15 protein-coding genes are annotated in these 21635 nt (G+C 70.7%); 5 read left to right on the top strand and 10 right to left on the bottom strand.

The window, feature by feature from the left end:
- Positions 1-265 precede the first annotated feature (265 nt).
- Positions 266-1426: a trypsin-like serine protease gene (locus D7X74_RS23305; RefSeq protein WP_120535197.1), complete on the bottom strand. Its 1161-nt coding sequence runs from the start codon at positions 1424-1426 to the stop codon at positions 266-268.
- 125 nt (positions 1427-1551) lie between these two features.
- Positions 1552-2475 carry a LysR family transcriptional regulator gene (locus D7X74_RS23300; protein WP_120535196.1) on the bottom strand — a complete coding sequence of 308 codons (924 nt, stop codon included), beginning with the start codon at positions 2473-2475 and terminating at the stop codon, positions 1552-1554.
- A gap of 148 nt (positions 2476-2623) precedes the next feature.
- On the opposite strand from D7X74_RS23300, the gene D7X74_RS23295 reads away from it, so the two are divergent.
- Positions 2624-3574 carry an alpha/beta fold hydrolase gene (locus D7X74_RS23295; RefSeq protein WP_120535195.1) on the top strand — a complete coding sequence of 317 codons (951 nt, stop codon included), beginning with the start codon at positions 2624-2626 and terminating at the stop codon, positions 3572-3574.
- Here D7X74_RS23295 and D7X74_RS23290 read toward each other — a convergent pair.
- Complete coding sequence (locus D7X74_RS23290) at positions 3549-5231, bottom strand: DUF255 domain-containing protein (protein ID WP_120535194.1); 1683 nt, start codon at positions 5229-5231, stop codon at positions 3549-3551. The genes D7X74_RS23295 and D7X74_RS23290 overlap by 26 nt on opposite strands.
- A 118-nt stretch (positions 5232-5349) precedes the next feature.
- Between D7X74_RS23290 and D7X74_RS23285 the strand changes: the two genes are divergently transcribed.
- A complete protein-coding gene (locus tag D7X74_RS23285; protein ID WP_147446656.1) occupies positions 5350-6987 on the top strand; it encodes a putative metal-binding motif-containing protein in 1638 nt (545 codons plus the stop codon).
- 15 nt (positions 6988-7002) lie between these two features.
- On the opposite strand, the gene D7X74_RS23280 is transcribed toward D7X74_RS23285, so the two are convergent.
- From D7X74_RS23280 to D7X74_RS23270, 3 genes are all read right to left on the bottom strand, one after another.
- A complete protein-coding gene (locus D7X74_RS23280; protein ID WP_158622282.1) occupies positions 7003-9654 on the bottom strand; it encodes an AAA family ATPase in 2652 nt (883 codons plus the stop codon).
- 48 nt (positions 9655-9702) lie between these two features.
- Positions 9703-11202 carry a hypothetical protein gene (locus D7X74_RS23275; RefSeq protein WP_120535191.1) on the bottom strand — a complete coding sequence of 500 codons (1500 nt, stop codon included), beginning with the start codon at positions 11200-11202 and terminating at the stop codon, positions 9703-9705.
- Between the two features lie 91 nt (positions 11203-11293).
- A complete protein-coding gene (locus D7X74_RS23270; protein WP_120535190.1) occupies positions 11294-11923 on the bottom strand; it encodes a histidine phosphatase family protein in 630 nt (209 codons plus the stop codon).
- A 428-nt stretch (positions 11924-12351) separates the two neighbouring features.
- Here D7X74_RS23270 and D7X74_RS23265 point away from each other — a divergent pair, with 428 nt between their 5' ends.
- Entirely contained in the window at positions 12352-14364 is a 2013-nt protein-coding gene (locus D7X74_RS23265) for a nucleoside-diphosphate sugar epimerase/dehydratase (RefSeq protein WP_120535189.1), read from the top strand.
- Between the two features lie 108 nt (positions 14365-14472).
- On the opposite strand, the gene D7X74_RS23260 is transcribed toward D7X74_RS23265, so the two are convergent.
- Positions 14473-15423, bottom strand: coding sequence for a GNAT family N-acetyltransferase (locus tag D7X74_RS23260; RefSeq protein ID WP_120535188.1), 951 nt, complete (start codon positions 15421-15423; stop codon positions 14473-14475).
- A gap of 223 nt (positions 15424-15646) precedes the next feature.
- Between D7X74_RS23260 and D7X74_RS23255 the strand changes: the two genes are divergently transcribed.
- Together D7X74_RS23255 and D7X74_RS23250 are read left to right on the top strand one after the other, a co-directional pair.
- Positions 15647-16996, top strand: a complete 1350-nt coding sequence (locus D7X74_RS23255) for a hypothetical protein (RefSeq protein WP_120535187.1) — start codon at positions 15647-15649, stop codon at positions 16994-16996.
- Between the two features lie 114 nt (positions 16997-17110).
- Positions 17111-18262 (top strand): aminotransferase class I/II-fold pyridoxal phosphate-dependent enzyme, encoded by a 1152-nt coding sequence (locus D7X74_RS23250; protein ID WP_120535186.1) that lies wholly within the window; start codon positions 17111-17113, stop codon positions 18260-18262.
- Here D7X74_RS23250 and D7X74_RS23245 read toward each other — a convergent pair.
- From D7X74_RS23245 to D7X74_RS23235, 3 genes are all read right to left on the bottom strand, one after another.
- Positions 18183-18929 (bottom strand): sugar transferase, encoded by a 747-nt coding sequence (locus D7X74_RS23245; RefSeq protein WP_120535185.1) that lies wholly within the window; start codon positions 18927-18929, stop codon positions 18183-18185. The two genes, D7X74_RS23250 and D7X74_RS23245, sit on opposite strands and share 80 nt — an antisense overlap.
- 115 nt (positions 18930-19044) lie before the next feature.
- Positions 19045-20370, bottom strand: coding sequence for a lipopolysaccharide biosynthesis protein (locus D7X74_RS23240; protein ID WP_120535184.1), 1326 nt, complete (start codon positions 20368-20370; stop codon positions 19045-19047).
- Positions 20367-21635, bottom strand: a 1269-nt coding sequence (locus tag D7X74_RS23235; protein ID WP_233602214.1) for a glycosyltransferase family 4 protein, incomplete at its 5' end; no start/stop codon positions are given. The genes D7X74_RS23240 and D7X74_RS23235, both read right to left, overlap by 4 nt.

The raw sequence follows: 21635 nt of genomic DNA, 5'->3' as shown, positions 1-21635 counted from the left end.
CCGGGAGACGGGGGGCCGGGCCTGCGTGCTCCCCAGGTCGAAGGCGATGCCGCAGTAGCCGCAGGTGTAGTGCGTCTGCCCGGGCTTGAGCGCGAAGGGGGCGTTGCAGTCGGGGCAGCGGGGCGATCTGGGTCCGGTCCGGGCCATGGGATGGGTCTACACCATCCGGGCGACATGGGCGGGCCGGTTGAAACACAGAAGCCCCCTTCCTCCCGTGGGAGGAAGAGGGCTTCCGAGACTCCAGCAGCGGAGTGTGTGTCAGCGACTACGGGACGGTGGCCTTGATGGACACGCCCGTGAACGCGCTGTAGCCGCGCACGGAGACGTACCAGGTGCCCGCGGCGGGGCTGTTCAGGGTGCACGTCTCCGCGTTGCCGCTGGCGTACGGGCGGCAGTTGTAGGCGCTGGTGGTGGGCTGCGAGCCCTGGCGCACGTAGAGGTCCGCGTCACCCGTGCCGCCCGACTGCACGACGGTCAGCGTGGTGGCCCCGGCCGGCACGGTGATGGCGTAGTGCGTGAAGGAGCTGGTGGCGCCGGACAGGCCCGTCTTCTCCAGCAGCGTCGTGCCCGGAGGCGTCGTGCCGTTGATGGTGTTGTTGATCCACGTCTCGAAGGACGACACGCGGCCGTACAGGCCCGGGTAGCGCGAGTCCGCGCAGCCGTAGCCCCAGCTCACGATGCCCGCGAGGACGCGGGTGCCGCCCTTGAGGACGGTGAGGGGACCGCCGGAGTCACCCTGGCAGGAGTCCTTGCCGGGGGAGGCCGCGCCCAGCTGGTCCGCGGAGATGACCTCGTCCGGGTACTTCGCCTGCACGTCGCCGTTGGTCATCAGCGCCACGTCGACCGTCTGGAGCGTGGTCGGCAGCGAGGAGGAGCCGCTGCTCAGCGTGCCCCAGCCCGTGACGCGCGAGATGACGCCCGCGTTCGTCACGCCCGCGGCGGCGTCCGCCGCCGTGACGATGGGGATGGCCTTCGCGTTCGGGCCGCTCAGGTCCAGGGGCGAGGACAGCTTCAGCAGCGCCGCGTCCTTGCCGACGTTGGCGTCCACGTAGCCCGGGACCACGAAGACCTGGGAGACCGTGCGGACCTGTCCGTTGGTGGCCGTGCGGTTGGTGATGCCCGCGACGACGCGGCCCGGCTTGCTGATGGTGCCGCCCGAGTTCACGCAGTGCTGCGCGGTCAGGATCCAGTTCTCGTTGATGATGGAGCCGCCGCAGAAGTGGCTGCCGCCGCTGCTCTGCAGGGACACCTGCCACGGGTTCTCCGTGATGGTGGTGGCGCTACCACCGACGATCTCCTGCGTGGCCGCGGCAGGAGCCTCCTCCTTCGGGGCCTGCTCCTGGCTCGCCTGCGGCCCACAACCGATGACCAGCAGCGACATCACGCTCGCGGTAGCCCAGCCACGTACGACCTGACCTGAAAGCATGTGAACCTCGTATAGGGGGGATTCGCGGAAACGGGTGCATTGTGGAGGAGCCCGGAGCTTCTTGTAAACTCCTCAAGCGCGTTTTTTTATCGCAACCGGATGACTACTGTATGTTTCATCCGGTTTCATCCGTTGACGCTGCCCGGTCGTTCCCACGGTGGAATTCCAGTGAACGCTTCGACGAGGAAGTCCACCATCACCCGGACCTTGGCGCTCACGTGGCGGCGGCTGGGGTAGAGGGCCAGCACGTCGATGTCCGGCAGGTGATGGTGGGGCAGCACGCGCACGAGCCGGCCCAATCGCAGGTCCTCCGCGACGAGGAACGTGGGCTGCCAGGAGATGCCCGTGCCGGCGAGTGTCGCGGCGCGCAGGGTGTCACCGTTGTTGGTGTGCATCACGCAACGCACCTTCACGCTGGAGGCCGCGCCGGCGTCATCCACGAGCTGCCACTCGTCAGCGGTGGCGGAGTAGGAGTAACCCAGGCAGGCATGGTCGCCCAGGTCCGCGGGGACCTTGGGGCGTCCGTGGCGGCGCAGGTAGGCCGGTGACGCGCACACGAGGTTGCGGGAGGTGGCCAGCTTGCGCGCCACGTGGGTGGTGGCGCCCGCGCGCGAGACGCGGATGGCCAGGTCGTAGCCCTCGTCGATGATGTCCACGACCCGGTCGTTCAGCGCCACGTCCAGCTCCACGTCGGGGTAGCGGCCCATGAAGCGGGGCCAGAGCGGCGCCAGGTGCAGGATGCCGAAGCTCACCGGGGCGTTGATGCGCAGCCGCCCGCGCGGCTGCAACGACGCGGAGGACGCCAGCGCCTCGGCTTCCGCCACCTCGTCCAGGATGGAGCGGCCCCGCTCGTAGAGCGCTTCACCTCCCTGGGTGAGCGACAGTTTGCGCGAGCTGCGGTTGAGCAGGCGGGTTCCCAGGTGTGACTCCAGCTCGTTCACATACCGGGTGACATTGGCGGGCGATGTGTCGAGCGCATGCGCCGCCCGCGTGAAGCTGCCCTTCGCCACCACCGTCACGAAGACCTCGAATGCGCGCAACCGGTCCATCCCCTGCCTCCTCAAGATTCACAAAAGCTGAAGGGTTGAACCATCTTCGCTGCCTTCTTCCAAGGGAAGCTGAACCCTATGTTTGCTTCATCGACGGGGCACGACGCCTCGCCGGGTGGTTGCTCCCCTTCGCGTCCTGGAGTCCGTCATGTCCTCCTTCTTCACGTCGTCCCGCCGCACCCTGCTCGCCGGCGCCGCCGGTCTGGGCGCCTCGCTGATGATGGCCTCCGCCGCCAGGGCCGCGTCGGGCCCGTCGCTTCCCCGGGGCTTCGAGCAGCGCCACGCCGACGTCAATGGCACCCGCCTGAGCTACCTCATCGGAGGCCAGGGTTCGCCGGTGGTGCTGCTGCACGGCTACACGCAGACGGGCCACATGTGGCTGCCGCTGCTGCCCCATCTTGCCCAGCACCACACCGTCATCGTGCCGGACCTGCGTGGCGCGGGCGGGTCCTCCAAACCGGCCTCCGGCTACGACAAGAAGACGCTGGCGGTGGACATCCACGCGCTGACGACCTCGCTGGGCCATGAGCGCGTGCGCATCGTGGGGCACGACATCGGGTTGATGGTGGCGTACGCCTTCGCGGCCCAGTTCCCCCAGGCCACGGAGCGGCTGGTGTTGATGGATGCGTTCCTGCCCGGCGTCGGTGACTGGAAGCAGGTCTGGCTGCTGCGGGACCTGTGGCACTTCCACTTCACCGGCGAGACGGCCCTGGCGCTGGTCAAGGGCCGGGAGCGGACGTACTTCGAGCACTTCTGGAACGACTTCGCGGCGGATCCGAAGCGCTCGGTGCCAGAGGCGGACCGCCGTTTCTACTCGAAGGCCTACGCGCAGCCGGGCGGCATGCAGGCGGGCTTCGAGTACTTCAAGAGCTTCGAGCGCGACGCGCAGGACTTCGCCGGGTTCGCGGCGACGCCGCTGACGATGCCGGTGCTGGTGCTGACGGGGGAGAAGGCCAGCGGCAACGGCCTCATCGAACAGGCGAAGCTGGTGGCGTCCAACGTCCAGGGCCAGGTCGTCCCCGGCTCGGGGCACTGGCTGATGGAGGAAGCGCCCCAGGTGGTGATTCCCGCGCTCACCACGTTCCTGGATGCGCCGTGAGGCACGCGGCTTCAGCGCCGCGCTCGGGCCAGGGCACCACGCCGAGCGCATCGGCCGCGAGCAGGAAGTCGCCCACCATCCGGCCCTGGGCTCCGAGCGTGGCGGGGGAGGCCGTCGCCGCGAGCGCTTCGCGGCCCCGCTCGCGCCACGCCGCGTCCTGCGTGAGGGCGTGCAGTGCGGCCAGGAAGCGCGCCGCCGCCACGTTGTGCGCGAACGGGCGCTCCCGCCTGGCGAACATGCCCACCGCGTCCCGGTCCGGCGTCTGTTCGTAGAGCGCGCCTCCTGACGGATCCGCGAAGTCCCGCAGCATCGCCTGGCCCACGCGCAGGCTCGCGTCCCGGTAGCGGGCCTCCCCCGTGGTCCGCGCGAGCAGCGCCAGGGCCCGTCCCAGCGCCGCCGCGTCCGCCAGGAAGCGCGGGCCCGAGTGGGGCGTGGCCTCGCGCCACACCTCGCCGTCGCTGCCCACGTGGGTCGCGAGCAGCACGTCCACGGTCTTCCTCGCGGCGGCGAGGGCCCGTGCGTCGCCGGTGGCTTCGTGCAGCGTGACGAGCGCGGCCACGGCGAGCCCGTTCTCCCGCGAGTACACATGCGGGTCCACCCATGGCAGGCCGAGCGCCCGGCGTCCCGCGTCGTCCCGCGCGTAGTAGACGTGCCCATCCACGAACGGGATGCTCCGGTCGTGCGCGCCCACGTCCGCGTCCTGGTTCGCGTAGAACGTGCCGTCTGGAGCCTGGAGGAAGCGCTCCAGATAGCGGGCGATGCCGCGTGCGTCCTCCAGGAGCGCGGGCGTCCGCAGCAGGGCCCAGGCCCGCGCGTAGGCCTCCAGGTTGGATGCCTGCATGAACATCAGCTTCTCGAAGTGGGGCGCCTTCCAGTGGGGCGCCGCCGAGTATTGATAGACGCCGCCCCACACGGGGTCGACCACCGCGCGCTGCCGCTCCAGCGTGAGGATGATGCGCTCACGCGCCGCCGCATCCCCGCGCGCGGCGCGGAGCACCTCGAACTCCACGTTGGCCCCGAGCGGCGCCTTCTGGGTGCGGCCCCAGCCGCCCTCCTTCGGGTCGTACCAGCCGTCCAGGTCCCGGGCGACGCTGGCGGTCACCCACGGCAGCATCGCGGGGGCGGCGGGCAGGTCCAGCGGCAGCGGGCGCGCGGTGTCGCGGGCCTCCACCTCCAGGGCCTCCACGCGTTGGAGCAGGGCGCGCAGTCGCTCCGGCGCGAGGTAGCCCCGGTACTTGCCCACCTCCTCCGCGTCGGGCGTGAGGAGGATGGTGGCGGGCCAGCCGTAATCCACCCAGCGCTCGGCGAGGTCCGGCCGCGCGTCCACGTCCACGCGGATGGCCACGAAGCGTTCGCGCAGCAGCCGGCCCACCTCCGGGTCGCGGTAGGTCGTCTCGTCCATCACGTGGCACCAATGGCACCACTCGGCGGCGCCATCGACCAGGATGTAGCGGCCCTCGCGCTTCGCACGCGCGAAGGCCTCCGGACCCCAATCCTCCCAGGTGAACGCGGGTGTCTGTCCAAGCGCCCGGGCCCGGACGATGTCCACCTCCGGGGGCGTACCGGCCCGGACGTGGCCTCCGGGCGCGGCGGCGCGGTGGCAGGCGGACAGTGCGAGCATGATGGCGAGCGCGAGGCGCGGTGGAGCACGGTGCATGTGCTCCACGGTACGGCCCAGGGGCCCGGATGGTTTCACCGGGTGTCAGGGCCGGGGCGCCGCTCCACCCCGGGTGCTTCTTCCCTCTCACCGGGGCGCGTCAGGGTTCATGCGGCCCGTGCGTGCGCTTTACCGCACCCGGGTGGAGGACGGCATCGTGCCGCACACCTGCTTCCTGGGGCCGAAGCGGATTAGACTTGCATCGCTGATGCGTCTGGGACCGCCAGCAGATGAGGGGTTGATGAGCGTGCGGATGATGTCGGGTCGGATGTGGGCTGTTTTGTCGGTGGTGGGCAGTCTGATGTTGGCGGGATGCGGAGCCTCCTCGTCGTCGCAGGACGCGGGCCCTTCCGCCGACGCGGGAGCCTCTGCCGATGCGGGCAATCCAGACGGTGGCGAGACCGCGGAAGCCCTGCCGTGTGAGCGAACGCTGGGGGTCTGCGCGGGAGCCCGGCGCGCCCAGGTCGACGGTGTCTATGAATCCGTGTGCACGGCGCGCTCGTATGGGTCGACCTACGAGGACGTGGAGACGCGCTGTGACGGCGTGGACAACGACTGCGACGGGGTGACGGATCCTCCCGCCCGGTGGTCGAAGGTCGCTTCGCTGGGGAGTGCCCTGACCCGGAACAATGTGAGCAGCCTCCGCATCCCCGAGGGCCTGCTGGTCGCGGTGTTCGACACGCCCCTGGTGGCTCGCATCACGCGGCTGGATGCCTCCCTGGCATCGCCCGAAACCACGGAGGTGTCCGCGGCCGTGACGACCCAGGAGTCCTTCAGCTCGATGTACAGCCAGCTGCTGTCCACGTCGCGTGGGCCCGCGCTGTACTACTCCTCGTCGGACGGGCTGCCGGACACCACCCGGGGCTTCCTCATCCCGCTCGATGCGCAGGGACATCCCGGGCCCGGACCGAAGGGTGGCACGGTGCTCTTCGAGCATCCCGTGGCCCACGTCTCCAGCCGGGTGGCCATGTCGGCGGAGGGCTCGCGGGTGTTCATGGCCTGGAAGGACGCCTCCATCCAGGCGCCGAGGTCGTCCCGTGAACTGCATGGCACGGTCACGGACCTGGATGGCCAGACGGTGTCCGCGACCCGGGTCCTGATGCGGGCCCAGCTGACGGAGGATTCCTGGCTGGGCCAGGTGAACGTGCTGGCCCTGCGCGATGGGGGCTTCCTGGTGTCGGTCCTCGAGGAGGTGGGCCCCCTGGATGGGGGACAACTCCGGCTCCAGCGCTTCGACAACAACCTGATGCCCGTGGGGCAGGAGCGCTCCTTCCAGCCGAAGTCCGAAACCCAGACCGCGCTCGTGGACCTGGGCGCGGGGGGCGGGGCACCTGAAGCGTCCGCGGCCGTGGTGCTGCGCGAGTTCGAGGGTGTCCCCGCCACGCTGTCGGTGGTGAAGAACCTCTTCGATGGCGGGACTCCGGAGCTCCTGACCACCACCTCGTCCTCGGAGACCGCCTGGTTCAACGCCACGGCGACGTCACGGGGACTCCAGGTGGCCTGGCTCTCCGTCCGTCAGCAGGCGCCGTCGGGCGGCGATACCTCGTTCGACTGGCGCGGACGCTTCTGGAGTCTGTCGCCCGGCGGGACTCGCAGGGACTGGACCCCCGGCCCGGACCCGCTGCCGCTGCACCGGTACGCGCAGTGGGTGCTGCTGGAGGAGCTTCCGGAGAACTGGATGGGGGCCCTCGTGATGACCTCCACGCAGCCGCCGGAAGCGCACGAACTCCAGGCGGTCCGCTACTGCGCGCCCTGAAGTCCAGGGAGCGCGCTACTCCGCGATGAAGGTGAAGCCCCCGGCCACTTCCAGTCGGTAGCCGGGGTCCTCGAACACCACCCGCGTGCCGGTGCCCTCCAGCATCTCGCGCACGTGGCTCACGTGGACGCGCAATGAGTTGTCGTGCAGCCGTGGGTCGTAGGCCGCGTTCCACATGGCGCGCACGCAGTCCTCCTTGGACAGCGTGCGTCCCGGCTGCCGGGCCAGTGCGTACAGCAGCCTGCGCGGCAGGGCGCGCCGCTCCAGGGAGATGACGCGCCCCGGGGCCCGCAGCTCGTGGCGCTTCGCATCCAGCACCACCGCGTCCGCGGCGCCCACGGGGGCCGCTGTCTCCACCGCCGGTGGGGAGCCCCGGGCGCGCGAGAGCTCCGGAATCAGCTCGGGGTCCACCTCGCCCTCGGCCGCCGTGCGCGCGGCGTGCTCCAGCGCTTCGTCCGCTTCCTTCGCGCGGCCCGCGTGCCGGTGGAGCGCGGCCCGGGCCAGGTGGCCCAGCGCACGCTCCAGCGCGAAGTCCGCCCCGAGCGCCATCGGCTCCAGCGCGGCGAGCAGCCCCAGCGCGCGGACGGAGTCCCCCTGCCGTGCCGCGCCCCAGGCCGCGAGGGCGCGCTGGCGTGCCGCGATGCCCGGGCGCACCTCGCGCGGCTCCACCGTGACGGGGGCCTCCTGCGGGCCCGGCACGTCCAGCGTCCTCGCCACCTGCACGGCCCGCAGCAGCCCCAGCACGCCGCGCGTCCGGACCTCCGCCTCCACCGCGTCCAGCAGCGCCTGTCCCTCCGCGCGGCGGCCCAGCTCCAGCAACATGCGGCCCGCGCCCACCCGGCAGAGCAGCCTCACGAAGAGGTAGCCCGCGCGCTCCGCCCGGACCTCCGTCTCCCGCAGCGCCGCCAGCGCCGCCCGCCGCTGTCCCAGCTCGCCCCGCACCCACGCGGCGATGCAGTCCAGCTCCAGCGCGAGCCGGGGCGCTCCCAGCTGCCCCAGCCGCTCCCGGGCGCTTCCGAGCGCGGCCTCGGCTTCGGTGAAGCGCCCCAGCCGGCTCAGGATGCCCGCGGACATGGCGGCGACCAGCGGGCCTCGCGAGTCGAGCGGCGCGTCCTCCAACAGCGACACGCACCGGGCCAGCGGCTCCGCCAGCTCGCTGTCGCGGCCTTCGATCCACAGCATCAGCGCGCGGGCATAGGCGCACCATCCCAGCACCCGCCGGTCCCCTCCGGCCGCGGTCGCCGCGCCGTCCAGCATCGCCAGCGATTCGTCCAGGCGCCCCTGGAAGAAGCGCAGCGCCGTCAGGGCCAGGAGCTGCTGGAGGAACACCTCCGCGCTGCTCGGCACCGGCATCGCCTCCAGGGTCCGCTCGCACGCCTCCGGCTCCAGGGAGAAGAGGGCCACCCGCACCAGCACCGTGCCCACGCCCTCGCGCAGGGCGTCCTGATTCGAGCCTCCGGCCGCTCCTTCCGGTGCATCCAGCGTCGCGCGCAGCGCGAGGAGCTCCGGGTAGGCCCGGCGCAGGTCCAAGAGCCGCACGCGGGCGCGCGCGTGCGTGAGCCGCACCTCCGGCGTGCGCAGCGCGGCGGGCACCGAGTCCACCAGGCAGAGCAGCTCATCCGCGGCGCCGTGGCGCACCAGGGCCTCCCCCTGGGCGACGATGAAGGCCGCGCGCGCCTCATGGCGGCCGAGCGCCTGGAGGTGGCGGCACACCGCGCGCACCCGCACCACCGCGGGCAGGGGTTCGTGCTCCATCACCTCCAGCAGGGACGCATGGGCGGCGTTCGACTCGTCCGGCCCGAGCATCGACACGAGCGCTTCGCGCACCAGGTCGTGGACGCCGTGCCGGCCCCGCGAGTCCGTCTCCACCAGCAGTCGCGCGCCCAGCCGCCGCAGCGAGGCGTCCGCGTCGCTTCCGGGCAGCACGGCCTGGAGCGTGCTCAGGGTGAGCGGCACCTCGCTCAGGGCCAGCATCGCGGCCAGCCGCCGCTCGTCCTCCGGCAGCGCCGAAAGCGCCGCGCGCACCGGCTCTTCCCCTCCGGTGTCTCCGGCGTGGGCGCGGCGCAGGAGGAAGGGCAGCCCCCGCGAGCGGCTCCACGCGGCCTCGAAGCCCTCCCGCTCCCCGTACAGCGAGCCCAGCTGTCGCCACAGCAGGCGCGCGGCGTCTTGCGGCAGGCCATCCAGCCGCAGCTCGAAGCGGTCCGGGCTGCTGGCGTGCCGGGGCACGGACTCACGCGAGGTGGCCAGCAGCGACCCCTTGCGCAGCCGCCCGCCCAGGTCCTCCACCAGCACCGCGCGCTCCGGGGGCCCCAGCACGTGCAGGTCGTCCAGCACGCACAGCGCGCGGTGCACTTCCATCTCCCGCACCAGGTCCTCCAGGCGGGACGCATCCGACAGGGCCTGGGCCACGGGCGCTTCACGCAAGAGGCGGCGCACGTCGTCCACCACCGTGTCCAGCGTGTCCCCGGGCAGGACGCGCCGGTGCACGACGGGGCCCCGGTGGCGCGCGGCCACCGCCGCCACCAACGCGGACTTGCCTGCTCCGGGCAGGCCGTAGACGACCCCGGTGTGCACGCGCCGGAGCATGTCCCCCAGCCGCCGCACCTCCTGGGCACGGCCCACGAAGACGGCGGGTGGACCGAGCCCCGGGGTGGATGGCGTGCGCATGGCGCCCGCCATTGTAGGGTCGGAATGGCCCCGGCTGGCAGCCCGCGGCTATTTCGCGGTGACCGTGCCCGGGACCGTTGCTCCGGTGGTGTCGCGCAGGAAGGTCGTCATGAGACCCACCCGGTCGGCCACCGACGTGGCGTCGTAGCTCGCCGTGGGGGACATCAGCAGGGAGATGGCCTCCTCGGGCGTCGCGGCGTTGGCCATGGGCAGCACCCAGTCCGGGGCCCGGTCTCCCGGGGGGAAGCCAGGCAGACCCTGCTGGTAGGCCGCGATCCAGTCCTTGGCGATCTGCTGGACCTGCTGGGCCTCCGCGTTCGTCCAGGTCATCGTCACCGTCTCGCCGGTGCCCGTCATGGCCGGGAACACCTGTCGCAGGCCGTCCACGCTGCCCGGGTCCACGCCCGACAGGGTGGCCGCGTAGGTCTGGGTGGACGGGTCGCCCACGGTGCCCGCGATGTCGAGCGTCACCGGGCCAATCACCCCGGACCAGGTGAACTCCTTCCGGCCGTCGTCGTAGTGCGTGTACGTGTACGCGTCGCTCACCGGGGTGTTCTCCCCCAGCGAGATGCCCACCGTCAGCTCCGTGGACACCTCGCCGTTGACGAGCTGCACGGTCGCGGCGTTGGAGGTGCCCTTCGCGGCGTCGTTGCCGGGCAGCTCCCCGGTGGTCATGAAGCGGTCGTAGGCCGCCTGTCCCGCGGGGGTGGAGATGTCGAAGTCCACCTGCCGCGCGGTCTGCTGGTCCACCTTGCCCGTGGTGGACAGGCCGACCTCCACGTCCCCCACGCCGATGCTGAGCCCGTTGGTGCGCGCCACCAGCTCCGTGGGCCCGATGGTCACCCGCACCGTCTTGTCGTCCACCTTGTTGATGGCGATGGACATGCCCTTCGCGCGCTCCACGCTCTCGTTCAGCGTGACGTCGAACACATTGGCGATCTTCTTGAACGTCACCGACAGGCCGGTCTCCATGAAGGCCTCGCCGTGCATTTCGATGGTGGTCCCCACCGGCAGGTCCGCCGGCGCGAAGGGGCTCAGCCGCGCGGCGGCCTGTTCGGGCGAGCTGATGCCCGCCGCCGCCGTGGTGGGCACCGACACCTGGTAGGAGCCCCGGGCGCCCACCGCGCCGCTGGCGGTGGCATCCACGCGGGACGTCTCCACGCTGGCCTCACCCTTGACGCCGACCTCCGCCTCCACGCTGAAGGTGGTCATGTCGCCGTCGGTGCTCTGGCTCCGCTCGAGTTCGGTGTACGCCGCGACCTTCACCGTGAAGGGCTCGGACTCGAACTGCGCCTCCACCTCGGCGCTGTCCTTCACCGACGCGCTGTTGGCGGTGACGGTGAAGGGGTCCAGCACCGGGTTGCGCGCGGGGCTCCGGGTGGGGGCGGGCGTGAAGCCATCCGCGAAGAGGCCGGCGGGGCCCTGCTGGGGTCGCGCGGCCGGAGCCGGTGCTGGCGCCGCCGTGCTGACCGTCCCCTGCGGCCTGCTGACGTTCGGCTTCTGGATGAAGGTGCTGAAGGGCTTGTGGCCCTGGATGAACCCCGACATGTGCGTCCCCCTGTTGATTCCGCTGAGGGAGTTGTCGCGCAGGTCGTGGGGCGGGGGGCATTAAGCCGAGTTAAATCCGCGTCCGCCCGTCTCAGGTGTCGTCGAGGCTGAGCCCGCGCAGGTGGTTCACGTCCCCCCAGGTCACCATCCGCAACGCGCCTTCGTGGAGGTCGAACTGGTTCCAGCTCGCGTTGAGCACGGAGAAGGCGCGCGGCGTGGTGGGGGGGATGCCCAGGCAGTCGCGCAGCAGGCTGCTGAGCAGGCCTCCATGCGTGACGACCACGATGCGGGCCTCCGGGTGCCGCGCGCCCAGCTCCTCCAGGCACCGGACCGCGAGGCGCAACCGCTGGGACGTGCTCTCACCCTGGGGAATGACGAAGTCGGGCCCGCCCGCTGCGTACGCGGAGAAGACGTCCGGGTGGCGCTGCTGGGCCTCCGCGCGCGTCATCCCTTCGAGGATGCCCAGCCCGCGCTCGCGCAGCCGCGCATCCTGGCGGACGTCGTGGCCCGTCCTCGCGGCGATGCGGGCCGCCGTCTGCACCGCCCGGTCCAGGTCGCTGCAATAGAGGGCCTGGAAGGGCAGGGTGGCCAGGCGCGCCGAGAGCGCCTCCGCCTGGCGCAGTCCTTCGCGGCTCAGGGAGCTGTTGAGATGGCCCTGCAGGCGCCCCTGGGCGTTCCACTCCGTCTCGCCGTGGCGGAGCAGGATGAACTCGGTCGTCATGGGCCCAGCGTGGCGGGACACCCCTGGAGGAGCAAGGCGCATGAAGGCCGTGGGGGAAGCGTCCCGGACGGACGGGAGGAGCGTCTCCACCTGGACACGCGGCTTCAGGCGACAGGCCTACGCGACCTGAGGGGGGGCGCGGAGCTGAAGGGTTCAGACCGGCCCGTCCGTTGAGTTTTCGGGGAAAAACTCCGAAACGTGCTTTCCTTGGAATTGGCAAGTGGCCCGGATCCAGGTCCATGGGGGGGCGCTGTTGCTCACTGACGTCCACCGGCCCCGTGCGGCGGGTCGGATGCCCCGTGGGACGGCTTGGGAACGGCGTCCAAGCGTCCAACCATTCCTCGCGATTTGGAACTGGGGCGAGCTTCCCTACGGACGTCACGAGGAAGCGGATTCAAAGCCGCGCCAGGCCAAGAGGGGGAGGCCACATGAAGGGTTTCGAGAAGACCGAAGGACTCCGCACCAATGATTCATCCACGGAGGGCGCGCCACGAAGCTCGCCCCTGCTCTGCTCGCTGCGCATGCTCCTGGTGGACGCGGTCCTCATCACCGGCGCGCTCTTCTTCGCGGTCCTGATGCGTTTTGACGGCGCGCTGCCCGCCGGGGCCCTGGACGTCTTCCCGCGCGCCCTGCCCCTGCTCTTGACGGTGCGTCTGGTCACCATGGTCTGGCTGGGATTGCACCGCTGGTCCTTCCGCCGCTCCGGCATCAACGAAGCGGTTCGGCTGGTGATGGCCAACGTCGTCGCGAGCATCGTGTTCGAATTCCTGCGCCTGGTGTTCTTCGCCAGCGCGCTGCCGGGCCAGGTCGTCGCGCTCGAGTTCTTCGCCGCCACCACGCTGTTGGGCATCCACCGCTTCGCGCCCCGGATGGCGCGTCAGTGGTACCTGGAGCAGCGCCGCTCGCGTGCGGACGGCGTCCAGCGCACCCTCATCGTCGGCGCGGGCAGCGCGGGGGACCTGCTGCTGCGCGACCTGATGCGCGGCCAGGGCAATTCCTGGCACGTCATCGGGCTGGTGGACGATGACCCGGGCAAGCAGGGCACCTTCCTCAATGGCAAGCCGGTGCTGGGCGTCATCGACGCGCTGCCGGAGTTGATGACGAAACACCGGGTGACCCAGGTGCTCATCGCCATCCCGCGCCTGTCGCCGGAGCGCACCCGGCACATCCTGAGCCTGTGCCGGCACGAGAGCGTCAGCTTCAAGATCATCCCGGCCTCGTTCGCCTACCTGGATGAGAAGATCACCGCCGCGATGCTGCACGACCTCAGCCCGGAGCACCTGCTGCCCCGGGACGCCGTCTCCTTCGACCACGATGAGGTCCACCGGCTGGTCTCCGGCCGCCGCGTCCTCGTCACCGGCGGCGCGGGCTCCATCGGCAGTGAAATCACGCGGCAGCTGGCCGGCCACGCCCCGTCCTCGCTGGTGGTGGTGGACATCAACGAGAACGAACTCTACCTGCTGGTGCGCCAGCTCCAGGCGCGCTACCCGGGGCTGCCCGTGAGCTCCATCGTGGCGGACATCCGGGACCTGGACCGCATGATGCGCATTGGCCAGGAGTACCGGCCGCAGTACGTGTTCCACGCGGCCGCGCACAAGCACGTGCCGCTGATGGAGGACTCGCCCGAGGAGGCCATCAAGAACAACGTCTTCGGCACCCAGAACGTCGCGCGCATGGCGGACGCCTGCGGCGCGGAGCGCTTCGTCCTCATCTCCACCGACAAGGCCGTCAAGCCCTCGTCGGTGATGGGCGCGTCCAAGCGGCTGGCGGAGATGGTCATCCAGGACATCGCGGTGACGTCACGCACCACCTTCTGCGCCGTCCGCTTCGGCAACGTGCTGGGCTCCGCGGGCAGCGTGGTGCCGCTGTTCAAGCAGCAGATCCAGGCCGGCGGCCCCGTCACGGTGACGCACCCGGACTGCACCCGCTACTTCATGATCATCCCGGAGGCGGTGGGCCTGGTGGTGCTGGCGGGCTTGAGCGGCTACGGGGAGCTGTGCATCCTGGACATGGGCGCGCCCGTGCGGATCGCCGAGCTGGCCGCGAACATGATCACCATGACGGGCCGGGTGCCGGACAAGGACATCTCCATCGTCTACACGGGGCTGCGCCCGGGCGAGAAGCTGGAGGAGACGCTGATGAGCGACGAGGAGGAGCTCACGCAGCAGGTCCGCAACCGCATCAAGGTGGCGCGCAGCCCCGCGCCTCCCCAGGACTTCGACCTGCAGCTGCTCCGGTTGGAACGGGCGGCCCACGCCGGTGACGTCCACGCCGTGAAGAGCGCCCTCCAGGACCTCATTCCCTCGTACACCCCGTCCAAGTCCCGGAACGTCATCCTGCCGGGAAGCTCGCCCCTGCTGGCGGACGTCAATCCGCCGGTGCCCGGCGGCCTGCGGGGGGGCCCGCATCCCCTGGGCGTCGAACAGGCCGTGCGCGCCTGAAGCCTTCCGCTGTGTCCCTTGGGGCCCCGGTGTCCCCCCGCTCCCTCTCCCCGGAGCGCGGGGATGCCGGGGCCCCGGGCGTTTCCGGCGGTGGGAAGGGGCCCGCCGCTAGTGTCGCGGCGTGCGGTAGGCCGGAAAGAAGCTCCCGGTGGCCTGCCCCTCCGACAGACGCGAGTACACCCCGGGGTCGCAGACAATCTCATGCGTGTGGACGCGGGCGCTCGCGTTCGCGAAGCCCCGCTTGAAGTCCTCCAGCCCGTCGCCCCGCACAAGCCCACCCCCCAGGTGGAGGGGGAGCCCCAGCCGCGTGCCCAGGTCGATCATCGCGCCGAAGACGTTCTTCGCCGGTGAGCGCGCCAGGTGCGCATCCGCCGTGCCCCCCAGGTAGTAGTGCAGGAGCCCATCGCTGCGGACGATGAGCGCGCTGGAGGCGACCTGCCCGTCCGGTGCGCGCGTCGTCGCGAGCCACACCCCGGGCGAGGCGAACACCTCCTCGAAGTACCCGTCGGAGAAGAAGTACCGGTGGCAGGCCTCGTCGCGGATCATCGTCTGCCGGTACACGTCCAGGAAGCCCCGCCGCTCGTCGGCGGACGCCTCGCGCGAAGCGCACACGGTGCTCACGAAGCCCAGCCGGACGTTGCGCCGCTGGTGCCGGCGGTGCATCTCCTTGATGTCGAGCGGCAGCTTCGGGTCCACGAAGAAGACCTCATTGCGCGCGGTCGGCTCCGCGAAGCAGGGCGGCCCCTGGACCCGGTCCCTCACGAAGATGCTGACCAGCTCCGTGCCCCCCCAGTCCACGTCCAGCTTCGGCACCTCGCACAGGCCGTCCACGGTCCCTCCGGGAAACCCGTAGGGGGAGATGGCGTCGCGGTAGGGCGTCCCTTCGATGGGGCGCACGATGAGTGGCAGGTGCAGCACTCCCCCCGCGTGTCCCCGGAGGACCAGGGTGTGGGTCACCCGTTCGGCCCGCAGGTGGTGCGCGGAGCGGAAGTACTCCTCCGATAGCGCCGAGGCTCCCGCGTCGGGAACCAGCGTGGCGCTCGCTTGCACCCTTCTCATGTGTGTCCTCTCCCGCTCCGCGTGCGTCATTCACCGGCTCAGGCAGCCGGGCCCATGCCACCCGGTACCAAAGACAAACGGGCGGGCGTTCCATTTGTTTGTATAAACACAAAGGAATTCTGTGGGGCTCTCAACTCTTTGATGGCCGCGAACGCACTCCGGCGTTCTCACAACAGGGTAGCGCACCGGGGAGCACACCGGACCTACCCCACGGGACCCACTGATGTCGGAATCTCGTCGTTGCAATACGTCTGGTCTTGCCCTGTCGTCCCTGCTGTCCCTCGCCCTCCTGGTTGGAGGGGCCTGTGGCCCCAACCCGGAAGCCACCTCTGGCGAGGCGGCCACTGGCGACACCAGCGGAGAAAACGCGCAAGGCACCGCTGAAACCGTCAACCCTGAAACACAGACGCCTGCTCCCTCCATCCCGGAGGCAGACGCGCTTGCTCCCTCGGACCCGGAGGCGGACGCGGCGCTCCCGGCTCCTGGCACGGATTCGCTTGGATCCGCCCAGGAAGAGGCCCTCGCCGCCCAGGCCGTCGCCGGGCTGCGCACCGTGGCGGGCTGGGAGACATTGTTCCTGGGCCGCTGGAACGCCGAACACACCTCCATCTACCTGCCCATGAGCAAGTCGCTCGACAGTTGGCAGTTCTACAATCTGGGCTATGCCATTGACGGCAACACGGCGATGTACCGGGCCACGGGCAAGACGCAGTACCTGGACCGTGCGCTGCTGTACGTGAACAACGTGGTCGGCAACGCGAAGGCGTCCACGTCCTTCCCCCGGAGCCAGTTCAAGGACGGCTACCAGGGCTGGGCCGCGGCGCGCTCGGAAGTGCTGGGCCAGGAAGTGGCCCTGTACGAGAGCTATTGCTGGCGCTACGTGACGCGCATGCTGCGCGTCATCCGCGAGACGCCTGCTCTCTATGGCAATGCCACCTATCGCGCACAGTACGACCGGCTGCTGGCGTTCACCGAGAAGAACATCTTCGAGAAGTGGAACAAGCGCGGCGCGAACAGCTGGATCTACCGCGTCAACACGCACATGGCGTCGCATTGGGCCTTGATTGCGATGGACCTGTCGCGCATGACCACGGACGCGACGAAGAAGGCCACCTACCTGACCGTCGTCAACAACATCAACCGTGACCTGCCGAACTCCACGTCGTCGCTGCGCGGGCAGCTCATGACCAGCACGGTGAACCCGGCCGGGTACTTCTGGGCGGCCGAGTGGGGTTCTCGCTCGCGTCCTGGCCAGGACGTGTCCCACGCCAACGGCATGATGGCCTACCTCGTCGAGGCCCATGACGCGGGCGTGGAGTGGACGGATGCGGACATGCGCAAGTTCGTCGTGACGCTCAACAGCATCATCTGGCCCGCGGCCGGTCGCTATGGCAACTTCGTCGACGGGACGGGGGCGGGCAACGGCTGGTTCAACGACGGTCTGATGAAGCTGGGCCGCTACGACGCCAACCTCCAGCGCCGCCTGGAGACGCACGCGGTGGGTCGCAACACCCAGTTCTACGCGAACGGCGCGCTCAACGCGAAGCTGTTGTCTGGCAACTCCGCGCTGTAGTTCCACAATGCGGACAAACACCCCCTCCCCCCGCCCGAGCGCGCGGGGGGAGGGAGTGTGCGAACGCTGCCGGAAACGCCGGGGACGGGCCCCGGTCCGAACCGGAGCCCCCGTATGTCCTCCCGCATCTACCTGTCCTCGCCCCACATGGGCACGCTCGAGCGCCGCTATGTCGAGGACGCCTTCGCGAGCAACTGGATCGCCCCGTTGGGACCGCATGTGGACGCGTTCCAGCATGAGTTCGCCCGGTGCGTGGGCAGCCCCCACGCGCTCGCGCTGAGCTCCGGCACGGCCGCGCTGCACCTGGCCCTGCAACTGGTGGGCGTGGGACCCGGCGACGACGTGCTGGTGAGCACGCTCACCTTCTCCGCCTCCGTGAACCCCATCCGCTACCTGGGCGCATCGCCCGTCTTCATCGACAGCGAGCGCTCCTCCTGGAACATGGATCCGGGCCTGCTGGAGGAGGAGCTCGCCGCTCGCGCCCGCGCGGGTCGGTTGCCACGCGCGGTCATCGTGGTCCACCTCTACGGTCAGAGCGCGGACCTGGATCCGCTGTTGGCCGCCTGTGATCGCTACGGGGTGCCCGTGGTGGAGGACGCAGCCGAGGCCCTGGGCAGTTCGTACAAGGGACGGGCCCCCGGCACGTTCGGCCGCGTGGGCATCTACTCGTTCAACGGCAATAAAATCCTCACCACCTCCGGGGGCGGCATGCTGGTGTCCTCCGACGGGGAGCTGGTTCAGCACGCCCTCAAGCTGGCCACGCAGGCACGCGACGCCGCGCCGCACTACCAGCACTCCGAGATTGGCTACAACTACCGGCTCAGCAACGTGCTGGCCGCCATCGGCCGGGGCCAGCTGCTGGTGTTGGAAGACCGGGTCGTCGCGCGCCGCGCCAACCACGCGTTCTACGCCAAGGCCTTCGAAAGCCTGCCCGGCATCACGTTCATGCCGGAGGCCCCATGGGGCCGTCACACGCGCTGGCTGACGACCATCACCATCGATCCGAAGGTGTTCGGCGCGGACCGGGAGGCGGTGCGCACCGCGCTGGAGCGGGAGAACATCGAGGCGCGGCCGGTGTGGAAGCCCATGCACCTGCAGCCCGTCTTCGCCACCTTCGAGCGGCGCCGGGGAAGCGTGGCGGAGGACCTGTTCCAGCATGGGCTGTGCCTGCCCTCCGGCTCCAACCTCACGACCCGGGAGCTCGAGCGTGTGGTGGAGGTGGTTCGCGCCGTGTCCCGGAATCCGGTCCGTCGGACGGGGAGCTGAACGGGCGGCCGTCGTCCTGCCGGAGCGCCACGACGTTGGCCTCCGGCGGCGCGGTGCCGGTGAACTTGTTCATCGTCGCCTCGCTCACGAAGGAGATGCCCTGTCGCTGCACGACGCGCAGCAGCGTCAGCGCGAGCACCTTGAGGTCCAGGGCCAGGCTCCAGTGGTCCACGTACCAGACGTCCAACTGGAAGCGCTCGTTCCAGCCGAGCGCGTTGCGGCCGTTGATCTGCGCCCAGCCGGTGACGCCGGGGAGCACGTCATGGCGCCGCGCCTGTTCGGCGGAGTAGCGCGGCAGGTACTCGACGAGCAGCGGGCGGGGACCGACGAGGCTCATGTCGCCCTTGAGCACGTTCCACAGCTGCGGCAGCTCATCCAGGCTGGTGGAGCGCAGCAGCCGCCCGGCCCACGTGAGGCGCTGCTCGTCCGGGAGCTCGTTCCCGTCCGCGTCCGTCGCCTCCAGCATCGAGCGGAACTTGAGGACCGTGAACAGCCTTCCGCCCAGGCCCGGCCGTTGCTGACGGAAGAAGACGGGGCCGCCCATTGTCGCGCGGACGAACAACGCCGTGGCGGCCAGCACGGGGGACAGGCACACCAGGCCCCCTCCAGCGACCGTCAGGTCGATGAGCCGTTTGAGCAACCGTCCGGCTCCTGTTTGTCTTTGCATGGTCTAGGGCTCCAGTGCGCGACGTCAGGGCCTGTGTTTCACTCCGATGACGCCGCAGGCTCGAAGCCCGGGGAGCCTAGGGAACGCTCCGGCCGCCCACCACGTCCCCCCGGACTCAACCCGTTGTCTGCTCCCGAGCATCCACGGTGTCCCGCGCCGATATCGGGCGGGGGGGGGCGACCTCTGGATGTCCCATCCGTCTCCAGACGCGCACCGCGAGCCAGGCGCTGCCGCAAAGCTCCGTGGCCCAGCCGAGCCCCAGGGCCCACGCGGCGCCCACCGGCCCCACCGTCGGCACCCACCACATGCTGCCCAGCGCGACCACGCCCACGGACGCGACGAGCAGCACCACCTGGCCCTTCAGTTCGCGCGCCGCGGTGAGCCCGACCTGGAGGCTCACGCAGACGTACTCCAGCGCCGCGGCGCCCATCAGCCAGACGAACAGCTCCAGGTTCTGTGCGTAGGCGGCCCCGTAGAAGAACGTCAGGGCCCAGCGCCCGAAGAGCGCCGCGCTGGCGATGGCGCACAGGCCCACCAGCGCCGCGACCCCGGAGAAGCCCACCAGCATCCGGGCATAGCGGCGCTGCTCCCCCGCCGCGTGGTAGCGGCCGAGCCGGGGACTCACGGCCTGCCCCAGCGAGTGCACCACCCGGCCCCCCAGCGCCGTGAAGTACGCCAGCGCGGCGTACATGCCCAGTTCGGCCTGGCCGGAGTGCGCCTCCAGCAGGTAGCGGGGGAGGTTGGGCCGCAGCGCCCCCAGCAGCGCGGTGATGCCCAGCACGTAGCACAGCAGGAAGAGGGCCTTCACCCGCCCGCCCTGTTCGCGCCACGGGGTGCGCCACAGCGGGCGCCAGGGATGCGAGTCCGGGAACTCGCGCCGGAATGCCTGCGCGTCGAAGAGGAAGAGCACGATGGCCCAGGAGAGCCCCAGCGCGGCGGCGGCCGCGGTGGGACTGTGCGTGAGCCAGAGCGTCAGGGTCACCCCCACCACCGACAGCACGCTCTTGGCGATGATGGAGCGGGCGATGAGCGCCAGTCGCTCCGCCTTCTGCAGCGCGCCGTAGAACACCTCGCTCACGGCCTCGAAGCCCTTGGCCAGCGCCACCAGCGCGATGACCCCCATCGCGCGCGGCGATGGCGCCACCAGCCACGCGATGGCGCCGCACACCCCCAGGGCCGCGAGCACGTTGAGCACCATCAGGCCCAGGTAGTGCTCGAAGCCGAAGGCGCCCCGGGCGTCGGTGGCCTGGAGCGTGCGCGACTGCATGCGCGCCATCAGCAGCACCGGCGCGGTGATGGCCAGCGCGAGCGCGAAGTCGCCCAGCTCCTCCATCGTGCCCAACCGGGCGAAGGCCACCAGGACGCCCCATTGCGCAAGGGCGTAGATGAGCCCGGCGGAGAGCGACCAGGCGAAGTTGCCCCCCACCGAGCGCTTCGTCACGACCGCGCCGCCGCGCGCTGCAACACTTCCGCCAGACGTTGGGCAGCGATGTCCGCGGAGTAGCGCTCCCGGCCCAGGCGCGCCGCGAGCGCCCCGGCTTGCGCGAGCCACTTCGGGTCGCGCAGCCTGCTCGCCAGCAGCGCCCCCGCGGCGGGGATGTCCTTGGGCGGCAGGCGCAGGCCAAAGGGCTCCCGCTCCAGCAGCTCCGCCTGCCAGCCGCCGGAGTTGATCGCGAGCGGCCGGCCGGCGGCGAGCGCGTCGAAGAACTTGTTGGCGGAGTTGTCCTGCATGCACGGCACGTCGGTGACGGGGTTCGTCGCGATGGTGGCCGCGGACAGCACGGCGGGGAGCTGGGCCTTGGGCACGCTGGGCAGGAAGAAGAGGTTGCGGTCGCGCACGCCCAGCCTTTGCGCCAGCGCATGCAGGGAGGCCTCCTCGCGGCCCTGGCCCATGATGACGAAGCGCACCTCCGGGTCGCGCGTGAGCATGTCCGCGGCCAGCCGCACCAGGTAGTCCAACCCGTTCACCATCCCCAGCGTGCCCGCGTACAGCACCATGGGCCGGTTGCCCAGCCAGGGGTACTTCGCCCGGAACTCCGCGCCCGCGGAAGCGGGCACCTGGAAGTGCTCCGGGTCGCAGAGGTTGGGGATGACGGTGATCTTCTCCGGCGGCACGCCCGCCGCCTCCACGCCGGCCTTCATGCCCGGCGACAGCGCGACGATGTGCGCCGCCCCCGCGTAGGCGGCCTTCTCCAGCATCTGCGCGGCGAGGATGGCGGAGCGGCTCTTGAGGGCGCCAACGGCGATGGGGATGGCGGGCCAGAGGTCGCGCACCTCGAACACCATGGGCCGGCTGTTCCAGCGCGACGCGAGGAGGCCCGGCACGGCGATGGTCAGGGGCGTGCTCGTGGCGAAGAAGATGTCGCCCGACAGCTGCGCCGCGCGGCGCGAGGAGTCGACCGCGAACTGACCGAAGGAGCGGATGCGCTCCGTGTACTTCATCGAATTGTTGTACGGCACCGGCAGCCAGTGCACCTGGATGCCGCTCTCGTTCGTCTCGCGCCAGCCGCGTGACTTCCCCTGGGGCCGGGTGTCGGAGGTCACCATGTGCACCTCGTGCCCCATGCCGACCAGGCGGCGGGCCAGCTCGTAGGACCGGGTCCCACCGTGCATGGAGGGCGTGGTGAAGTATTGGTGGAGGTAGATGATCTTCATCTCAGGTGACTCCTGGGACTGCGTCATGGGGAAGGGGAAGGGGAAGGGGAT

The sequence above is a fragment of the Corallococcus sp. CA047B genome, from assembly GCF_003612065.1.
GTDB classification, from domain to species: Bacteria; Myxococcota; Myxococcia; order Myxococcales; family Myxococcaceae; genus Corallococcus; species Corallococcus praedator.
The sequence above is the reverse complement of the archived record's forward strand: the minus strand, read 5'-3'. Positions and strand labels throughout refer to the sequence as shown.